The organism is Undibacterium sp. Jales W-56 (assembly GCF_025548535.1).
GTDB lineage: Bacteria > Pseudomonadota > Gammaproteobacteria > Burkholderiales > Burkholderiaceae_D > Undibacterium.
The window spans coordinates 16716-34021 of record NZ_JAJLQW010000007.1 but is presented as its reverse complement, the minus strand read 5'-3'; the positions used below and the strand labels follow the sequence as shown (position 1 = coordinate 34021).

Genomic DNA, 17306 nt, shown 5'->3' with positions numbered 1-17306 from the left:
TGTCATTGTCGCGACAGATACGCTCAGTATAATTTTCATGCCTTATATCTTTTGTGCAGAAAATTATGATGACTTATTGCCTGACAAGGCGTAGCTGGAAAATAATTGCATTACTCGGCGCAGCTCATATCGCTGCGGACGCAGTCGCTCAGACAAATTCAGTGACTGAGGCAAATTTCAATGCCAGCCCCAAGATAGTTGTCAGCAACGATCAGCCAGGTTTGCATGATCACGAGTTGATGCCGTCACTTTCACAACTGACTTTAGCGCAGGCAGTGAAATTAGCGCTGCAAAATAATCACGATCTCAGGTCGGCTCAAATAGCCATCGGCAACGCCGAAGCGATGACCACGATAGCCGGTGCGGCGCCTAATCCAACACTGACTTTACAAACCGTCGGGATCAATCCAGCGCTCGGTATAGGTCCCGGCAATCTTAAACAGAAAACGGTTGATAGCACTATCCGTGTGGATCAATTAATTGAACGCGGCGGCAAGCGGGAATTGCGTTTAGCCAGCGCGGGTCATCTGGAAAAAGCAAGCCGTCTCGATTGGATTGATGCCAGACGCCAGACCCAGCAGGCTGCCAGCGCCGCTTATTTCGATCTCATCGCCGCACAACACAAGCTGAGAATTGCCAGGGAAACGGCCGGACTATTTCAAGTCACGCTGGTCGCTGCCGGTAAAAGGAAATCCATCGGTGATATCGCGGGCGCAGATGTTGCCCGTTTACGCGTAGATGCCTTGCGTGCGGAGAACGATGCTCGTCTGGCCTCCGCCGACTTATTGCGTGCGAAGATGAATCTGACGTTGATGCTTGGACTGAAAATTCAGCCAGATAGTGTGCAGGCAATTGACGAATGGCCAGAGCAAAGGATACCTGCGCTCAATAACGAAATGGAAAAATTACTACAGCAGCGCCCGAATATTCTGGCAGCAAAAGCCAGACTGGACGCTGCCGTGGCAGCACGTAAGCTGGCGATCGCGAGCAGAACGCGCGACGTTTCCGTCGGGCTGCAATTTGAACACTACCCGACCAGCCCCGGCAATACACAAGGTTCCGGCAATAGTTATGGCGTCGCGCTGCAGATTCCTCTATTTACCCGTTATGAATTCCAGGGCGAGATACGCGCAGCAGAAATAGCCGTTGATGCGGCGCAGGAAAATTTGAATAAGCATATCGATGCGGCACGCAGTGAAATAGCCGTCGTTATAGAGTCAGCACAAGCTTCGGAAGAATTGCTCAGGCGATTCAAGATGGATTTATTGCCTGCCGCGAAGCACTCAGCCGACGCGGCTGAATTCGCATTCAAAAACGGTGCTATCGGCGTCATGGATGTGCTTGATGCCCGACGTATTTACCGTGCTACGGAAATGGATGCGATCAATGCGCAAACAGAATTTGCGAAGGCATTCACCACTTTACGCATATATGCTCAAGAAATGAACGACAAATGAAAATCAATAAATCCTACCTGATTGGCCTGGCTATTCTCGCCTTGATCGGCGTCGTCACCTATACCAGCGGCTTGGTCAAGGCAACGGAGAAAAAACCGGAATCTCCCGCCAATCACAAATCTGAACTAGGCAAGATTAGCTATCCAGCCAATGCGCCGCAACTGGGGGCGATCAAAGTAGCTGCGATACAGGAAGTGAACTTACCCGTTAGCGAAGCGATGAATGGAAAACTGGTTTATGACGAAAACGTCACCGCCAGAGTCAGCTCGCCGATTCTCGGGCGCGTGGTGTCGTCCAAGGTAGAAGTTGGCGATGTCGTAGAAAAAAATAAATCCTTAGTCGTCCTTGATTCACCCGATCTGGCTACTGCCGAGACCGATCTGGCAAAAGCGAAGGCCGATGAGCATCGCAAAAAATTGGCCTTTGAGCGTTCGAAAAAACTGTACGAACATGAAGTAATTGCTGCCAAAGACCTGGAGTCCTCCGAGGCAGACTATGCGCAAGCGGCAGCGGAAGCGCGACGCAGTAGTTTGCGTCTGCGTAACCTGAATGCGGTCGGCAATGACAATGGCAACTTTGCATTAAAAGCGCCAATTTCGGGCACGATTACGGACAAGCAAATCAATCCCGGTATGGAAGTGCGCCCAGACGCTCCTAATCCGCTTTTCGTTATTAGCGATATCAGTCGGCTTTGGGTGGTGATTGATGTCCCGGAACGCTATATGGGCGGGATTAAGCCGGGACAAAAATTAGGCCTTGAGTTTGACGCTTATCCGGAACAGATCTTTGAAGCCAGAGTCGATCGGATCGGCCTCGCGCTAGATCCGGGTACGCGACGTATCCAGGTGCGAGGACGACTGTCGAACAATGATTTGAAACTAAGGCCTGAAATGTTTGCGAGAGTGAATTTCTTTACCGACGGGGACAAAAAAGCGTTGCAGATTCCTAACGCGGCATTGATTACAGAAGGTCTTTACAGCTACATTTTTATTGAGAAACGCCAGGGTGAATTTCAGAAGTTGAAGGTAAATATTATTCGTAAAGGCCGTGATGCCAGTTATGCCGACATAGCGGGTAATACCGATCTCAGTAAAGGTCAGCGAATTGTCACAGCGGGTGCACTGTTGTTGAATTCCGAGGCGGCATCCCATGCTCAATAAATTCGTCAATTTCGTACTTACTCAAAGGATATTTGTTTTAGTACTCACCTTGGCATTGATGGTATTCGGCTATCGATCATTTACCAATCTACCTATCGAGGCTTTTCCCGACGTGCAGGATGTACAGGTGCAAATTGTTACCCAGTTCCCGGGCCAGGCTGCCGAGGAAGTGGAACGCGCCGTCACCTTACCGATCGAGCGCGAGATGAGTGGCGTACCCGGGCAAACGCAACTGAGGTCGGTTTCGATTACGGGTTTATCGGTCGTTACCATGACTTTTAAAGATGGTACCGACGATTATTTCGCTCGCCAGCAAGTGCTGGAAAAACTCCAGGGCGTCACTTTACCCACCGGAGTACAGGCAAGCATAGCGCCACTCACTACTGCGGTCGGTGAAATTTATCGCTATATTATCGAAGCACCGGCAGGTACTCCTGAGAACGAAATCCGCTCACTGCAGGATTGGGTAGTCAGGCCGGAATTGCGTATCGTGCCCGGCGTCGCCGACGTCGTGAGCTTTGGAGGGACAGTCAAAGAATATCAAGTCCAAGTGGATCCAAATGCACTGAAGCGTTATGGCATTACCCTGGACCAGGTCAATGCGGCGCTGACAAACAATAGCAGTAACGTCGGTGGCGGGACGATACGTCGAGGAGATGAGGCGCTTGTGGTGCGCGGTGTCGGCTTATTCAATCGCACAGAAGATATCGGACAAGTTGTGGTAACCGCCAAGAATGGCAAGACTGTCCTTGTATCCGATATTGCTGAAGTAGCAGTCGGTCATCGCCAGCGCTCAGGCATTGTCTCCTACAACCAGGGTGATAGCTATGTGATGGGCATCATACAGATGAGCAAGGGGGGGAATGCCGCCAAGATCATCGAAAATCTTAAGCAAAAGATCGATGTCGTTAATCAAAAACTACCGAAAGGCGTGAAGCTTCGTCAAATCTATGACCGGACAGAATTACTGCATCACACTGTCATGACCGTGTTTGAAAATCTGGTTGTCGGTGCTGTATTGGTCATGACTATCCTGATGATATTTCTCAGAAACTGGCGCGCTGCATTGATTGTAGTCACGGTGATTCCCTTGTCGCTCCTGTGCGCTTTTATCATGCTCGATATCAGAGGAATTCCGGCTAACCTGATTTCTTTGGGGGCGGTCGATTTCGGTATCATCATCGATAGTGCCGTTGTGCTTGTCGAGGCATTAATGGTGCGCCTTGCACTGAAACATCACGAAGAAACGAGTAATGTTTTTTTATGGCGTAAGCATGTCCTGAAAGACACCGTGGTAGAAATGGGGCACCCTATCCTCTTTGCCAAAGCGATCATCATCCTGGCTTTCATTCCAATTTTTACATTTCAAAGAGTAGAAGGAAAAATCTTCTCTCCCGTGGCATTGACTTTAAGCTTTGCCATGCTGGGGGCATTGATTTTAACCATGACCTTAATTCCTACGCTCTTAATGTTGACAATGAAGCACCATAGTCTGGCCGAGCGACACAGTCAATGGATGCACAATATACAGGAATGGTATCGCAAGGTTTTGCAAAAAGCAGACAAACAAAAACGCAGTGTCATGCTTGTTTCCACCGCTTTATTAGCTATTACATTAGGGCTTGCGCCCGGCTTGGGGAGTGAGTTTCTGCCTAAACTCGATGAAGGAAATATCTGGCTGGCGATCAGTCTTCCGCCTTCGACAGCGCTGGACAAAACCAAAGAAATCGAACGGCAAGTCAGAGCTATTTTGCTCAGCTATCCGGAAGTAAAGACGGTCGTGTCCCATGTAGGGCGACCCGATGACGGTACCGATCCTAAAGGTCCGAATAACATGGAAATACTGGCGGACTTGAAACCGCACGATCAATGGAAATTCCATGACAAAGAACAGCTAATAGAGGATATGACGAAAAAAATTAGCGTTTTACCTGGTGTCCCGACGAACTTTTCGCAAGTCATTCAAGACAATGTTGAGGAATCGCTGTCGGGTGTAAAAGGGGAAATTGCCGTCAAAATATTTGGCCCAAATCTGGATATTTTGACGCAAAAAAGCGAGCAAGTCGCCAGTATTTTAAAAAATATCCAAGGTGCTACCGATGTTGATGCCGTCAAAATAGGGGGGCAAAGCGAACTCAATATTACGATCAATCGGGAGAAGATTGCCCGGCTTGGTATTAATGTGATCGATGTTAACAACACGATACAAACTGCCTTGGCAGACAATCCCGTCAATACTTTTTTTGAAGGGGATAAGCGTTTCGACATCACGTTACGACTGAAAGCGCCATACCGCGACTCGATTGATAGTATCGGCAATTTGCAAATCAATCTGCCCAATGGTGCAGGTACGGTTGACCTTGCCGATATTGCGCAAATAGAGACCAAACAGGGCGCCGGGCGAATCAGCCGTGAAGCCGGCGGGCGCAACGCTTCAGTCAAAGCCAACCTGCTCGGTCGTGATCAGGGCAGCTTTATCGCCGAAGCGCAACAAAAAGTACGGGATCAAGTCAATCTGCCACCGGGTTATTACATCGTCTGGGGTGGGCAGTTCGAGAATCAGCAGCGTGCAGCCAAGAGACTGGAAATCATCATTCCAATCACGGTTTTTCTCATATTTGCGTTTCTATTTTGGGCTTTCCGGTCGGTTCGCATGTCGATGCTGATCCTGCTCATGGTTCCTTTCACGATGATTGGCGGTATCGCAGGATTGGCTTTAGCGGGTTTGCATTTTTCCGTGTCGGCAGCGGTTGGTTTTATCGCTGTAGCGGGTATCTCAGTGCAAAACGGCGTCATTATGCTTGAGCAAATTTTGCATTTTGAAAAGCATGAATCGAGCGATTTTCACAGCGCAATTGAAGGTGCCGTTGCCCGATTACGTCCAATTTTAATGACTGCACTGATGGCTGGACTGGGTTTGTTACCAGCCGCTTTATCGCATGGAATCGGTTCGGAAACGCAAAGGCCGTTTGCAGTTGTCATCGTCGGCGGGATTGTGTCTGCGACTTTTTTCACCTTGCTATTGCTGCCGCTCAGTTACACCATTTTTAAAGATAAGCCCAAGGAAGAGGAGTAAGGTTTTTTTAAACGTTATGCCGGATCTGATGATTGCCAATGTCTTGTTTCAGATATCTTGTACAAGGCGCGGATAACAATACGTTCAATAAATAAGGAGATATATCATGATGAGGAAATTATTCTTTACCAGTATTTTTTTTACTTTGCTGGGTTCAGTAAGTAGCGCAATCTCTGCGGATGTCGACTGGGAGGCAGGCGGCAAGCATGGCTGGGTACTCCAGGTGTACGATGACAAGTCCGCGGAAAATCAACTGCCGGAATGCCTAAAGAAATTAAATTCTTCGGAGCGTGAAAATAGATATTTCGTGAAAATTCATTATCGTCATGTGAAAAAATTCTATACCACGATTGCAGAAATTCCAAAAGACATGGATTTGAAGATTGATGAAGAAGTAGAAGTATTTCCAGCAAATTGCGATCTCGGAAAATTTGCAAAGATCACTAAATCGCTTCTGAAAAAACATTGAGATCTGCTTGTTTTCTATCCTTACATTGAATTTACGCATCTATCACTTAATCAATACCATCAAAGGAAATCTGGAATATGCATTACCAATTAATGTGCAAAAATGAAAAACATGAAATTACAAAAACCGTCGATGCCGGCGATGATTTTTTAGCGGCATTTAGCAAAGCTGCAGTTTTACGGCATGATTTGAATGCGTCATTTCAAATTGACGTGGTTTCAATTAGTCATGACGGTCAAGAACATAAATTAGCTCAGCTAGGCGGTTTTGTCTGAGTCTGATAATGAAAGATATAAATATGCAGGCTCATTCCTGAGTTGATGTTAGTAGAGTCAAATACTCAATTCATAAATTAGCAAAGTCTATTTGTATCCCCAATACGAATTTCTTTTTTTACACAGCGCGATTGCCATGATAAATATCTGCAAATCAATCCAAAATTTTAATCTTGGCCGGGATCAGGATCGATTGGAGATGAAGTATCGCAAAATGCGCAGTAATGCCTTCGTATTTATGCGGGGCACCTGCCATTTATTTTACGATCGCCTTCCAAGAGAAAAAATACTAGATCGAGCTCCTTTAACCTGGTGTTGCGGTGATTTGCATTTAGAAAATTTTGGTAGCTATAAAGGCGATAATCGCCTGGCTTATTTTGATATTAATGATTTTGATGAGGCTGCACTTGCTCCATTAACCTGGGATTTGGTTCGCTTGGTTTCCAGTATTCTGATTGGATCAATCAACCTGGGCGTTACAAAAAAAGAGGCAAGTTTTTTAAGTAAAACTTTTTTAGAATCGTATCGCATATCTCTTGTCCATGGAAAAAGCTATTGGATTGAAAGAGAGACGGCCATTGGGAAAATCCGCGTATTGCTTGATAATGTGAGAGAACGTACGCGCGCTGATTTCTTGAATAAAAGAACCAAAATTTATCGAGGCAAACGTCAACTCAAGATTGACGGGCAAAAAGCACTTCCAGTATCGTCAAATCAATTCGATTTGATTCATCAATTCATGAGTGTTTTTGCCAAAAAGCAGGTTGACCCAACTTTTTTTGAGCCTATTGATGTTGCTAAACGTATTGCCGGAACAGGTAGCTTAGGAGTAGAGCGCTATATTATTTTGATCAATGGTAAAGGTCATCCAGATGGAAATTATCTGTTGGATCTGAAAGAGGCTTTACCATCGTCTTTAATTCCTCATTTGACAGTGAAGCAGCCAAAATGGAAGACTGAGTCATTCCGGACGGTAGAATTGCAGCACCGTATGCAAGCTGTTTCAATGGCATTTTTGCAGCCGGTTAAGATAAAAAAAACCGATTATATTTTGCGGGCACTACAACCGAGCGAGGATAGGATTATCCTGGATCGATCGGTTAATTCTCTAAACGAATTGGAGCAGATACTTCAAGCTATGGGGAATATTGTGGCATCAGCGCATATTCGTAGCGCGGGCAGAAATGGTTCGGCAATCGCCGATGAATTGGTCGAATTCGGCCAGAATAAATTATGGGGTAAGCAGCTATTAAAGATTGCAGATGAGTGCGCCCAGCAAATCGAAAAGGATTGGAAAACTTACTGTTGCGCCTTTGATGACGGTTTTTTTAATTCTTAAATTGTCGGATTTATTGACGGCGCTGGCGTTTTTGATTATCTATTTTAATTTCGGCATTCACTTTCGACCAGACATTTTTCTTCTGCCATTTGAACCATATCATCGACACTAAGGTCGCTGATCTCTATCTTGTCTATGGTGTGAATACCTGCCTTTATCAGCACTTGCTGTGCCGGTATTTTTAAACGTGCAAGAAATAGGTAAGTATTTTTAGCCGATATTTCTTCGCAAAAATGAATGATTGCTTCCACACTTGAACTATCCAGATCCGGAGATTCCTCTAAACTAAGAATAGTGACTTTTGCGTCATCTCCAGCTATAGCAATATAGTTTTTAGCGAGAGCGAGAATTCGTTCAGCGTTAGCAAAAAAGAGTCCCGATTCTGGTCGCAAAATTAAAATTCCAGGAATCGATTTTGCATCTGGATAAGCCACTTTGCTGACGAAGTCATGGCCATTTTTTAAACGTCCAAGGATCGACAAAGTAGATTCCGACAATTTCCGCAATAACATTAAGAGACTCACTCCGATTGCAACCAGTAAACCATCCAACACACCTAACAGCAAGACTGCAATTACGGCCGCTATAACGACAAGTCGATCGCGATGTAAGGTGAAGTAGGGATAGAAAATTGATAAGCGCAAGGTATGACTTACCGCATGTATGACGATTGCTGCCAGCACAGGTTCTGGCGTTAGCGCAATCATCGGTAACAAAGTTAACACAATCACGAGCAGTGTCATGAGCGCGACCCATCCGGCAAGACGTGAGGTGGCGCCATTCGCTTCATTTGCTGAGGTGGCAGAAAACCCGGCGCCTACAGGCATGCCGTGGAATAGCCCTGAAATGACATTGGAAAAACCGAGCGCCAGCAAATCACGATTTGGCGACACTTGGTCGCCGTGTTTCATCGCGAAATTCCGAATCGAACTATAAGATTCCGCATAAAGAATCATGACCATGGCGATGCTCATCTCGCCGATTCTAAGCCATTCCGGGTAGGACATTCTTGGCAAGGAGGGCGTTTCCAGATGTAAATTTATTTCCCCGACGTAGCCAACTCCATACTGGGAAAGATCAATCCATTTGCCGATCAAGATACTTAAAATAATGACGATCAATCCTCCGGGGAGCCCGGGTATTCGGGCGAAAATAAATAATAGAACTAATGCGGCTAACCCTATACCACCCGAAACCAGATTCCAGTCATGAACCTGACCAAACAGTTCTCCCAGGATGCGAATAATGTCGGAGTGATGGAGATGAATATGCAAGACATTGGCAGCTTGTTTAATAATGATGATGCTGGCAAGACCAAATGCGAATCCGCGCAAAACTGGTTTGGCAATAAAATCAGAAATGCTGCCTAGTTTAAATAGGCCGGCCATAACAAAAAAGATACCCGTCAGCATAACCAGGCCAATAGCGGCCGCTAATCGTATTGAATTATCTCCATTTGCCATTGCCGCAGAGGCGGAAGCCAGCACTGCTGCAGATGATGATGTCGCCGCTACAATCGCATAACGACTGCTCCCAATGACGCCGTAACAAAATAATCCTGCGAATAAAGCAACGATGCCCGCTTGAGCCGGTAGATTGGCAATACTCGAATACGCTACCGCTTCAGGAAGTAATAAGCCTGCGAGCGAGAGGCCCGCAATGACATTCGTCCATAAAGAAGTATTTTTCATATTGTTTATATTGAATAATGTTGGCTGCCTTAGACGGTAGCACAAATGACAACGCCGTTTTTAATACTTCATTTGGTTTGTCGTTGAATTGGCGAAATTGACGACCAAATAATTTTGTAATTACACTGGCTTATCCCTGAACTCGATGGAAACGATGAGTCCTGTTTCATGCTCGGGAGAACTCAATGTGATCGATGCATTCAGCATGTCACAAATCTCTTTTACGATAGATAATCCTAATCCGGAGCTATTCGGTTTATCTTCATTCAGCCTGTAAAACCGTTCGAATACTTTGTTGCGTTCGGTAGCCGGAATGCCCGGTCCGTTATCCGACACTACTAATAATACAGCGTGCTCTAATTTTCTGAGAGAGACGGTAACTATCCCTGCTAACGGCATGTGTTGAATTGCATTGTCGATGAGATTGGAAATTAATTCGCGCAGCAAATATCGCGGCGCATTGATTGCACAATTCTCGTCAAGAGTATCGATACCGAGATCTATATTTTTTTGTTGTGCTAACGGAGCCAGTTCTTCTATCGCCGCCTGTATAACGTCAGAAAATTGAGTAACAGTTTTTTGAGTTTTGATGTGGCGATTTTGTTCTATCGATGCCAGAACTAATAGCTGATTGATGACTTTCGTCCCTTGTACGATAGTCTTTTGAATCGCATTGAAAATGTCTTTTTGCGATTGATCAAGCTGGCTATTTCTATTACCAAAATTAATTTGAGAGGTAACAATCGCAAACGATGTCCTGAGTTGATGCGCAGTGTTAGCGACAAACTGCTCATAGGATGTCAATGTCTTGTCTAGCCTGGCTACATAGTCGTTCATTGCAAAGATGACCGGCCGCAGTTCATCAGGTGCGTTATCTTCATCGAGTTTTTCTAATGAGCCTGGCTGGCGTTTTAGCAGTTTTTCGCCGAAGACAATGAGCGGGCTGAGCGTCCACCGAAAAGCAATGATTAATCCAAGCAAAACTAAGGACAGGAGAATTAAGTGTTCCCTCATTGTCAGTAGAAATAAGTCTTCCCTGAATGCATCATGACTGCGTAAAGTTTGCGCTACCTGAGTAATCGCAAAGTCATTGTTTGATGTACTTGGAAGCGCGTGCGCATACACGATCACTCTTACTTGCTCCCCCCGTACTTTTGCCAGGAAATATTTTTCCTGTTCGATCTGCAGACCAGCTCGGTAGCTGGCGAGTTCTTCATCTCCAGCAATGAGCCGCCCATCCTTACTGCGCACTGAATAAAAAACACGATCCTGATACTTGCTGGCGAATAATTCGAACGCCGCTGGAGGGATACTTATTTCATAACCGCCGTCGCTGCTGACGAGTTGTTCCGAGATGATTTTTGCAGAGCCCTTCAATAGCTGCTCTTGCACTAAGGTAGCAATACTATCCGTGCTCTTATAAGTAACCACCAGATCAATGGCGGATATCAGCAATGTAGGTAAAAAAACCCACAACGCTAACCGGCTTTTTAAACTCTTAAGTTGCGGCAACATAAGTCAACATATACCCCAATCCACGTAAAGTAATAATTTGCGCGCCGGAATGTTCTATTTTTTTCCTGAGTCTAACGATGTAAATTTCTAACGCCTTGGGTGATACCGTATCGTTCAGGGTAAACAAGCCGTCCGCTAATTCTTTTTTTGAGACGGTTTTCCCGCATTTTCGAATTAATGCTTCAAGCACGGCATGTTCTCTTGGGGTCAAATTTATATCGATTTCTTTATTGCTGAATATCTTTGTATTGCTGTTATAGCTCAGGGCGCCGCATTGAATTACAGGATTCGTCTTGCCGCTAGACCTTCTTAAAAGTGAACGCAAGCGCGCTTCTAACTCTTGGATATCGAATGGCTTTGCCAGGTAATCGTCGGCACCTAAGTTCAGGTTTTCTATGATATCCCCTAAAGAATCTAAGGCGCTAATGATTAATACCGGCACATCATTATTTTTGCTTCTCAGATTCTTTAAAACAGCCTGACCTTTAATGCCTGGGAGCGTCAAATCCAGCAGGATCGCATCGAAATTTTGCGTTATCAGCAAATGCGATGCTTCTTCACCGGTAAACGCTTGCTCAACCGCATAGCCTGATTGGGTCAATAAGCGTGTTAGCCAAGACGAGAGCTCACGATTGTCATCTACTAAGAGTAATTTCATAGCGATAAGACTAAATCATTTTGATATGCCACTGAATGAAACTGTTTATCTCGTTTCATTTTTTCCACAAGATTTGTATTGAAGGCTTGTAGAAGGCTTTACCCCACTACATTGACCTGCGTAGGCTCACTCAACCAAGCAATAGGTCCGTGAGATACGACTTTATTAATCGGGAGACATTCAAATGAAAAAAAAGTTAATGGCCATCGCCATTTTAGGTGTGTTGGCTGGTTCAACTCAAGCGCAATCGGTACAAGATTTACAGCAGGCTTTGGTTCAAGCGCAAAAGGCAGCGGCTGATGCTCAAAAAGCTGCACAGCAGGCTCAGGACGCTCTGGCGCAAATTCAACAAGCAACGGTAGCGGCTAAAGAAGCCGCAGAGGCCACAAAAAAATCCGCAACGATAAGTCAGCCGGCGGGTGAGGGATTGGTTTATAAAAATAGCGGAGATAGTATTCGTTTATATGGCTTGATTGATTTAAGTCTCAGCAGTAAAGATAACGCAAATAAAGCGGGTAACAGCCAGAAGGATATGTCGATTGCCTGGTTTAGTGGCAATCGCTGGGGGATAGAAGGAGAGCATGCCTTAAAAGACACCGACGGCTTAAAAGCCATCTTCAGATTGGAAAGCGAATATGAATTGCCTACCGGCAGTATGGATTCACCAGGCGTTTTGTTCAATCGCGATGCCTGGCTCGGTGTGCAAAGTGAGACTTTAGGTAAATTGACTTTCGGGCGCCAGAATACATTGGCGCGTGAATTTTCAAAAATCTATGGCGATCCGTATGGAACAGCCGCAGTAACCCTGGAAGAGGGCGGCTATACCAATAATAATAATTTCAAACAATTGATTTTTTACTCCGGTAGCGCAACAGGGACTCGCTATGATAAGGGTATCGTTTGGAAAAAAGAGTTTGGCAACATTGTTGCCGGGATTGGTTATCAGGTAGCCGGAATTCCTGGCGATACGTCAACCGGCACTACCAAGTCTTTAGGATTGGCCTATAACGGCGGACAAGTCAATGTGGCTGGTTTTTATAACTCTGCAAATGTGAATGGCTATACGCATACATCGTATTCTATCGGCGGCAATTACCAGTTCGGCTTGGTGCGCCTCAATGCTGGCTACATCAGCTACAAGGCAGACCAGCCGTTAGCTGTCGGCAATCGTAGCGATAAGGCGTACACATTGTCAGCCAAGTTTACGCCTGCCGGCAAGTTTGATTATGAATTAGGCTGGCAGACCATGAATGCCGAGAATGCGGCTGTGAATGGCAGCGGCTATGTGCTGAATGCCTATGCTAATACCGGCAATGCGACGAAGACCGCGACTGGAAAGCGTAAGACCTGGTATGGCTCAGCGTTCTATCATTTTGATAAGCGGACCGAACTCTACTTTGCTTTGGACCGCCTTAATACGGACGGCACTTATTTAGCCTCTCAGGCGAATGGATTTAATTCGCAAAATGAATATGCAGTGGGTATGCGATTCAAATTTTAAGCCATCCTGACAAATAAATTGAGTCTTTGAGAATAGGGGACTGGCATTGCCAATCCTCTATTTCCAGCGATTGATATAAAAATTTCAATTCGCATCCAAGGTCATCCTCATTGAATCAGATGTTCATCGTTTTCAATTCAAAATTATTTAATAGTGAAAGCTAATTGAAGGAATCAATCAGGCACACTACAGCCGTAACTCACTATAAAAAATGGAGACAAATATGAAATTAACATACCAACCTTTGGCGTTAACTATCCTGTTAGCAGCCAGTCTGAATGCTTTTGCCGCAGAAAAAATTACCATTATGGTAGGCGGCATAGAGAAGCAGATTTATCTCCCGGCCAAACTTGCGGAACAGCTTGGCTATCTCAAAGAAACCGGTCTGGAAATTGAACTGCTAAGCGAACCGGCCGGTGTGAACGCAGAAACGGAAATGTTGTCCGGCGCAGCACAGGGTGTGGTCGGGTTTTATGACCATACAATTGATTTGCAGGCGCGCGGCAAATTAGTGCAATCAGTCGTGCAGTTCAGCCAGGCTCCCGGTGAAGTTATTCTGGTGTCTAAGGCCGCAGCCAAAGACATCAAATCTCCTGCTGACTTTAAGGGTAAAACATTAGGCGTGACCGGCTTAGGTTCATCGACTAATTTTCTGACCCAATATCTGGCGGCAAAAGCGGGTGTAAAAAATAGCGAGTTTACGACCTTGCCGGTCGGTGCCGGATCAACTTTTATCGCTGCAATGGCGCAAAATAAAATTGACGCAGGCATGACTACCGAGCCGACCATCTCTCGCTTGACCTCTACCGGCGCGGCCACGATTCTGGTTGATTTACGTACGGTTAAAGAAACCGAAGCAGCACTGGGCGGCACTTATCCGGCCGCATGCCTGTATATGCCTACCGCCTGGGTCTCTTCACATAAAGACGAAGTACAGAAAATCGTCAATGCGTTTGTCAAAACATTGAAGTACATCAAAACGCATACCGCTAAAGAAATTGCAGAAAAAATGCCGGCTGATTATTACGCGTCAAACAAGCAAATGTATATCGACGCACTGGAATCAAGCAAATTGATGTTTACTCCTGATGGAATAATGCCAGAAAACGGCCCGGCAACGGTATTGAAAGTCTTGAATGGATTTGATAAAGCCGTCCAGGGCAAGTCCATTAATCTGGCGAATACGTTCACCTCAGATTTCGTGAAAGCTGCAAAATAATGAAAAATGTAGCGATCGAATTGACCAGTGTCAGTAGGAAGTTTATCAGCCCCGCAGGCAAGGTGACCTTGGCCTTAAAAGATTTTAGTCTGACTGTTAATGAAGGCGATTTTTGCGCCATCGTCGGTCCGACAGGCTGCGGAAAATCAACCACCCTGGGCATGATTACCGGCCTCAATCCGCCATCAACAGGGAGCGTTAAAGTATTTGGCAAGCCTGTTACTGGCATCGACCCTGATATCGGTTTTGTGTTTCAGGCGGATGCCGTATTCCCATGGAAAAATGTGATCGATAACATTGCGATTGGGCCTATTTACCGCGGTAAAGATAAGCAGACCGCTAAAGATATGGCGGCAGATTGGGTGCGCCGGGTAGGTTTGTCCGGCTTTGAATATCATTATCCGCATCAATTGTCAGGCGGCATGAGAAAACGGGTTGCATTGGCCCAAACCTTTATTAATGAGCCGAAGATCTTGCTGATGGATGAACCATTTTCAGCATTGGATGTACAGACCCGTGCTCTGATGCAGGATGAGTTGCTCGGACTCTGGTCGGAAAAGAAAGCATCCGTCGTATTTGTTACCCATGACATCGAGGAGGCAATCGCACTGGCCGATCGCGTGATTGTCTTGTCTAAAGGGCCGGGTTCAGTAAAAAGTAGTTATGAGATTCCGCTGACACGCCCTCGAGATGTTTCTGAGGCGCGTTATACCAATGAGTTCATCCATCTGTCCAAGCAGATTTGGTCCGATTTAAAAGATGAAGTACAAATTTAAAGCGGAAATAATCACTATGAACACTGCAACTATGAAACAAAATTTGAATACAGCTATCCTTGGCGATGAGGAGCGCAAAGCCATTGCTCGCGCAACGAATCACAAACGATTAGTGATTTTTTTACGGATTGCCTTAGCGGTCGTTACTTTGATTGGCTGGGAACTGGCAGTCAACTGGGGACTGATGGATGCATTTTTCTTTTCCAAGCCATCGGCAATCTATGAGCAATTAATGATCTGGCTGACCGAAGGTACGGCGCAGGGACCTTTGTGGCGCGAGTTGATGGTCACGATGGAAGAAACCGTACTGGGTTTCCTGATAGGAAGTCTGCTCGGGATCTTTTTTGGCATAGCGCTTGGCCGTAACAAGCTGGCTGCAGATGTGTTGAGTATTTACATTAAAGTCGCTAACGCAATACCGAGGGTAGTCCTGGGATCCATCTTTATCATCATGTTTGGATTGGGCATGGGATCGAAGGTTGCGCTGGCCGTGGTCATGGTTTTTTTCGTGGTATTCGGCAATGCTTTTCAGGGCGTTCGTGAAGCCGATAAAAACCTCATCGCGAATGCCTACATCCTTGGTGCGAATAAGCGTCAGGTCACTTTCTCGGTGGTGTTTCCTTCCGCATTGACATGGATCTTAGCGAGTCTACACGTCAGTTTCGGTTTTGCTCTGGTGGGTGCTGTCGTCGGCGAATTTCTCGGTGCCAGACATGGCATCGGTTTGTTGATTGCAACTGCTCAAGGCACTTTTAATGCGGCAGGTGTGTTTGCTGCAATGATCGTGCTGGCCATCGTTGCCCTTGCCGCGGAATACTTACTTACTGCAATAGAAAACAAACTATTGAAATGGCGGCCGGCACAATTTGTTGAACATGGCATGTAATTTTATTGAATGAAATTTTAAGCTTGTATTTGCCCGCTCCCGCGGGCATTTTTTTGTACTTTTTTCGCTTTCATTCCTGGCGATTGAAGCATGGTAAAAATCCAAAATAGACATATCAGGAGACGATAATAATGAAATCAATATTAACTTTTATTTTGGCTGTTTTTTTCAATCTGGCACAGGCAAGTGATAAGCCGTCGACGGAAAAAATTGTGATTGGTCAATCCGTTGAATTATCCGGGGAAGCTACCGGAAAAGAAAATATGGAAGGCGCTTTAGCCTATTTTAAATGGGTCAATTCCCAGGGCGGCATTTATGGGCGTCATATCGAACTTAAAACTTATGACGACAAACGAAAGCCGGAAATAACGAAAGCCAATACGGAAAAATTAATTAAAGAAGATCATGCCTTAGCTTTGTTTGGTTACCGCAGTACGCCGACAGTCGAGGCCGCATTGCCATTGCTCCTATCAGAAAAAATACCGATGATCGCGCCGTTTTCAGGTGCCCAGACATTACATCAGCCGTTGAATCCTTATCTCTTTCATTTGCGCGCCAGTTATCAGGATGAGACCAGCAAAATGGTGGAGACATTGATGCCTCTAAAGATCAATCAGATTGCCATTCTGTATCAAGACGACTCGTTTGGGAAAGACGGACTGCTTGGTTTTAAACGCAGCCTGGCTTTGCATCGAATCAAAGCGCTAGCCGAGGCAAGCTATGATCGCAAAGATTTAAAAATAGACAATGCAGTCAATGAGATCATCTCCGTCAATCCACAGGCGGTACTGATGGCATGCACTCCGTCAGTCTGTTCCGATTTCGTGAAGCAAATGCATAAACGAGGTTTTTATCCCAGGTTCTTGATGTTATCGAACGTCAGTTCGGATAGTTTTTTCAAATCTCTGGGCGATGACGGTCGTGGGGTAGGGATCATGCAAGTCATGCCATATCCCAAAGATATTGGCGTACTGGTAGTAAGAGAATTTCAGCACGTATTGAAGGGCATGGATAATCCGCCCCCGGTCTCGTACGCGACTTTGGAGGGCTTTGTCGCCGCAAAATTACTCACTGAAGGCTTGCGGCGTGCCGGCCCGTTAGTCAATAAGGAGAAATTGATTGCAGCATTCAATAGCATGCGTAATCTTGATCTGGGCGGGGTCAAAGTGAGCTATGCGCCCAATGCACATGACGGTTCAAAATTTGTAGAGTTAACCGTTGTAGGGAAAAATGGCGTGATTCAAAGGTAAGACTTCTGTAACGATAACTCGTTACGAATCTTGT

The 17306-nt window shown here is 45.7% G+C and carries 14 protein-coding genes; 11 read left to right on the top strand and 3 right to left on the bottom strand.

Features of this window, described 5'->3' with window-relative positions:
* Nucleotides 1-65: 65 nt before the first annotated feature.
* The 6 genes from LPB67_RS17090 to LPB67_RS17065 all read left to right on the top strand — a co-directional run bounded on the left by LPB67_RS17090 (nucleotide 66) and on the right by LPB67_RS17065 (nucleotide 7776).
* Nucleotides 66-1457 carry a TolC family protein gene (locus LPB67_RS17090; protein ID WP_262838509.1) on the top strand — a complete coding sequence of 464 codons (1392 nt, stop codon included), beginning with the start codon at nucleotides 66-68 and terminating at the stop codon, nucleotides 1455-1457.
* Entirely contained in the window at nucleotides 1454-2617 is a 1164-nt protein-coding gene (locus LPB67_RS17085) for an efflux RND transporter periplasmic adaptor subunit (RefSeq protein ID WP_262838508.1), read from the top strand. Before LPB67_RS17090 ends, LPB67_RS17085 begins: the two co-directional genes overlap by 4 nt.
* The gene (locus LPB67_RS17080) at nucleotides 2607-5693 is read left to right on the top strand and encodes an efflux RND transporter permease subunit (protein WP_262838507.1); all 3087 of its coding nucleotides are present in this window, start codon (nucleotides 2607-2609) and stop codon (nucleotides 5691-5693) included. Before LPB67_RS17085 ends, LPB67_RS17080 begins: the two co-directional genes overlap by 11 nt.
* Before the next feature lie 109 nt (nucleotides 5694-5802).
* Nucleotides 5803-6162, top strand: a complete 360-nt coding sequence (locus tag LPB67_RS17075; RefSeq protein ID WP_262838506.1) for a hypothetical protein — start codon at nucleotides 5803-5805, stop codon at nucleotides 6160-6162.
* Between the two features lie 77 nt (nucleotides 6163-6239).
* The gene (locus tag LPB67_RS17070) at nucleotides 6240-6437 is read left to right on the top strand and encodes a hypothetical protein (protein ID WP_262838505.1); all 198 of its coding nucleotides are present in this window, start codon (nucleotides 6240-6242) and stop codon (nucleotides 6435-6437) included.
* 136 nt (nucleotides 6438-6573) lie between these two features.
* A complete protein-coding gene (locus tag LPB67_RS17065; protein WP_262838504.1) occupies nucleotides 6574-7776 on the top strand; it encodes a DUF2252 domain-containing protein in 1203 nt (400 codons plus the stop codon).
* Between the two features lie 44 nt (nucleotides 7777-7820).
* Here LPB67_RS17065 and LPB67_RS17060 read toward each other — a convergent pair whose 3' ends face one another.
* The 3 genes from LPB67_RS17060 to LPB67_RS17050 all read right to left on the bottom strand — a co-directional run bounded on the left by LPB67_RS17060 (nucleotide 7821) and on the right by LPB67_RS17050 (nucleotide 11640).
* Nucleotides 7821-9467: a SulP family inorganic anion transporter gene (locus tag LPB67_RS17060; RefSeq protein ID WP_262838503.1), complete on the bottom strand. Its 1647-nt coding sequence runs from the start codon at nucleotides 9465-9467 to the stop codon at nucleotides 7821-7823.
* A gap of 120 nt (nucleotides 9468-9587) precedes the next feature.
* The gene (locus LPB67_RS17055; protein WP_262838502.1) at nucleotides 9588-10982 is read right to left on the bottom strand and encodes a sensor histidine kinase; all 1395 of its coding nucleotides are present in this window, start codon (nucleotides 10980-10982) and stop codon (nucleotides 9588-9590) included.
* The gene (locus LPB67_RS17050; RefSeq protein WP_262838501.1) at nucleotides 10966-11640 is read right to left on the bottom strand and encodes a response regulator; all 675 of its coding nucleotides are present in this window, start codon (nucleotides 11638-11640) and stop codon (nucleotides 10966-10968) included. The genes LPB67_RS17055 and LPB67_RS17050 overlap by 17 nt, the downstream gene beginning before the upstream one ends.
* A gap of 184 nt (nucleotides 11641-11824) precedes the next feature.
* Between LPB67_RS17050 and LPB67_RS17045 the strand changes: the two genes are divergently transcribed.
* From LPB67_RS17045 to LPB67_RS17025, 5 genes are all read left to right on the top strand, one after another.
* Nucleotides 11825-13141, top strand: coding sequence for a porin (locus LPB67_RS17045; RefSeq protein WP_262838500.1), 1317 nt, complete (start codon nucleotides 11825-11827; stop codon nucleotides 13139-13141).
* A gap of 223 nt (nucleotides 13142-13364) precedes the next feature.
* A complete protein-coding gene (locus LPB67_RS17040; protein ID WP_262838499.1) occupies nucleotides 13365-14360 on the top strand; it encodes an ABC transporter substrate-binding protein in 996 nt (331 codons plus the stop codon).
* Complete coding sequence (locus LPB67_RS17035; RefSeq protein WP_262838498.1) at nucleotides 14360-15136, top strand: ABC transporter ATP-binding protein; 777 nt, start codon at nucleotides 14360-14362, stop codon at nucleotides 15134-15136. Before LPB67_RS17040 ends, LPB67_RS17035 begins: the two co-directional genes overlap by 1 nt.
* 16 nt (nucleotides 15137-15152) lie before the next feature.
* Nucleotides 15153-16022 carry an ABC transporter permease gene (locus LPB67_RS17030; protein WP_262838497.1) on the top strand — a complete coding sequence of 290 codons (870 nt, stop codon included), beginning with the start codon at nucleotides 15153-15155 and terminating at the stop codon, nucleotides 16020-16022.
* A 131-nt stretch (nucleotides 16023-16153) separates the two neighbouring features.
* On the top strand, nucleotides 16154-17272 hold the full coding sequence (locus tag LPB67_RS17025) for an ABC transporter substrate-binding protein (RefSeq protein WP_262838496.1): 1119 nt from the start codon (nucleotides 16154-16156) through the stop codon (nucleotides 17270-17272).
* The last annotated feature ends 34 nt before the right edge of the window (nucleotides 17273-17306 follow it).

What these genes read in the sequence shown, in the direction of transcription:
- LPB67_RS17040 (WP_262838499.1), top strand. Translation starts at nt 13,365, where the DNA reads ATGAAATTAACATACCAACCTTTGGCGTTAACTATCCTGTTAGCAGCC.
- LPB67_RS17060 (WP_262838503.1), bottom strand. Translation starts at nt 9,467, where the DNA reads ATGAAAAATACTTCTTTATGGACGAATGTCATTGCGGGCCTCTCGCTC.
- LPB67_RS17085 (WP_262838508.1), top strand. Translation starts at nt 1,454, where the DNA reads ATGAAAATCAATAAATCCTACCTGATTGGCCTGGCTATTCTCGCCTTG.
- LPB67_RS17050 (WP_262838501.1), bottom strand. Translation starts at nt 11,640, where the DNA reads ATGAAATTACTCTTAGTAGATGACAATCGTGAGCTCTCGTCTTGGCTA.
- LPB67_RS17045 (WP_262838500.1), top strand. Translation starts at nt 11,825, where the DNA reads ATGAAAAAAAAGTTAATGGCCATCGCCATTTTAGGTGTGTTGGCTGGT.
- LPB67_RS17035 (WP_262838498.1), top strand. Translation starts at nt 14,360, where the DNA reads ATGAAAAATGTAGCGATCGAATTGACCAGTGTCAGTAGGAAGTTTATC.
- LPB67_RS17090 (WP_262838509.1), top strand. Translation starts at nt 66, where the DNA reads ATGATGACTTATTGCCTGACAAGGCGTAGCTGGAAAATAATTGCATTA.
- LPB67_RS17070 (WP_262838505.1), top strand. Translation starts at nt 6,240, where the DNA reads ATGCATTACCAATTAATGTGCAAAAATGAAAAACATGAAATTACAAAA.
- LPB67_RS17055 (WP_262838502.1), bottom strand. Translation starts at nt 10,982, where the DNA reads ATGTTGCCGCAACTTAAGAGTTTAAAAAGCCGGTTAGCGTTGTGGGTT.
- LPB67_RS17030 (WP_262838497.1), top strand. Translation starts at nt 15,153, where the DNA reads ATGAACACTGCAACTATGAAACAAAATTTGAATACAGCTATCCTTGGC.
- LPB67_RS17025 (WP_262838496.1), top strand. Translation starts at nt 16,154, where the DNA reads ATGAAATCAATATTAACTTTTATTTTGGCTGTTTTTTTCAATCTGGCA.
- LPB67_RS17080 (WP_262838507.1), top strand. Translation starts at nt 2,607, where the DNA reads ATGCTCAATAAATTCGTCAATTTCGTACTTACTCAAAGGATATTTGTT.
- LPB67_RS17065 (WP_262838504.1), top strand. Translation starts at nt 6,574, where the DNA reads ATGATAAATATCTGCAAATCAATCCAAAATTTTAATCTTGGCCGGGAT.
- LPB67_RS17075 (WP_262838506.1), top strand. Translation starts at nt 5,803, where the DNA reads ATGAGGAAATTATTCTTTACCAGTATTTTTTTTACTTTGCTGGGTTCA.